The following is a 1,493-nucleotide window of genomic DNA, read 5'->3' as shown; positions in this document are numbered from 1 at the left end:
TTGATTCGTCTCGATTCGACTGTTTGCCGGTGGAGGCTCGCCCCGGCCTACTCGGCCCACCCCTTCACGCGCAATCAGAAGCGATAACGGATTCTTCGAACTTAGCGTTCCTCCGTCCTCCTAGACAGAGGGAGGTGAGAGCGAATTCGTTTCTGGTCTGAGTATTCCACGGGAACGCGGCCAGTGATTCCAGGCGAAGAGGGCCGGTGATTCCACGGGAAGGGGGCCACTGATTCCAGAGGAAGGAGGCCACCTAATCCAGGCGAAGGGGGCCACTTTTGGACCTACTGCCGGAATGCGTGGTCCCCTTCTGCCGGAATGACAGGTCCATTGCGGCGTGACGCGGTAAGTCGCTCGGAGCCGGCGTTCGGTCTCCTCCATCAAGAACGTGGAGGAGTCCCCTGTGCCCGCTCATCGCTTACCCATGCGCAAGATCAAAGACGTATTACGCCTGCACGCGGCAGGCCTCTCGGCACGAGGGATCGCCCGCTCATTATCAATCGGCCGGACGACGATTGCCCGAACCTTGGACCGAGCTCAGGAGGCTGGCCTCTCTTGGCCGTTGCCCGAGGAGATGACCGATGCCGAGTTGGAGCGGACCCTGTATCCGGCTTCACCCGCCGCCGAGGCCGAGCGCCCGGTGCCGGACTGGTCCTATGTGGCTCAAGAACTCCGCAAGAAGGGTGTGACGCTGCGGCTCCTGTGGGAAGAGTACCACGCTTCACACGGTGAGGCGTACCGGTACAGCTGGTTCTGCGAGGCGTACCGGCAATGGAAGAAGACCATCGACCCGGTGATGCGCCAGGAGCACAAGGCTGGCGAGAAGCTCTTTGTCGACTGGGCGGGTCAAACACGAACGGTCGTCCCATTCGGCGAGCCTGCCTGGGAGGCGCAGATCTTTGTCGCGGTCCTGGGCGCCTCCGGCTATGCCTACGTCGAGGCCACACGCACACAGACACTCCCCGATTGGATCGGAGCCCACGTGCGCACGCTGGAGGCCCTGGGCGGCGTGCCCCGCGTCGTGGTGCCCGACAACACGCGAACCGCCGTCACGAAGCCGTGTTACTATGAGCCGGACCTGAACCGCACCTATGCCGACCTGGCGACCCACTACGGTATGGCCATCGTGCCAGCCCGCGTTCGGCGGCCTCGAGACAAGGCCAAGGTGGAGTCTACGGTGCTGGCCGTCTCGCGCCGCGTCCTGGCGCCCTTGAGGAACCGGGCGTTCACGTCGCTCTCGGCCCTCAACGAGGCTATCCAAGAAGAGCTGGACGCCTTCAATCGCCGGGCCTTCCAGAAGCTGGAGGGCTCCCGCGAGAGTCAGTTCGAGGCCATAGACCGTCCGGCACTTGAGCCGCTGCCGACAGCCCGGTTCGAGTATGCCGAGTGGAAGCGGCCACGTGCCGGGATCAACTACCACGTGACCGTCGACGGCCATCACTACAGCATTCCCTTCCGGCTCGTCAGGCAGGTGATCGACGTCCGGGTGACCG

1 protein-coding gene is annotated in these 1,493 nt (G+C 63.8%); it reads left to right on the top strand.

Annotated features, from left to right (window positions below; genetic code table 11):
* Positions 1–424: 424 nt before the first annotated feature.
* Positions 425–1,493: IS21 family transposase (gene istA / locus MJD61_13445; protein MCG8556275.1), on the top strand; the 1,069-nt coding region annotated here is incomplete at its 3' end.

The sequence above is a fragment of the Pseudomonadota bacterium genome, assembly GCA_022361155.1.
GTDB lineage: Bacteria > Myxococcota_A > Polyangia > Polyangiales > JAKSBK01 > JAKSBK01.
The sequence above is the reverse complement of the archived record's forward strand: the minus strand, read 5'-3'. Positions and strand labels throughout refer to the sequence as shown.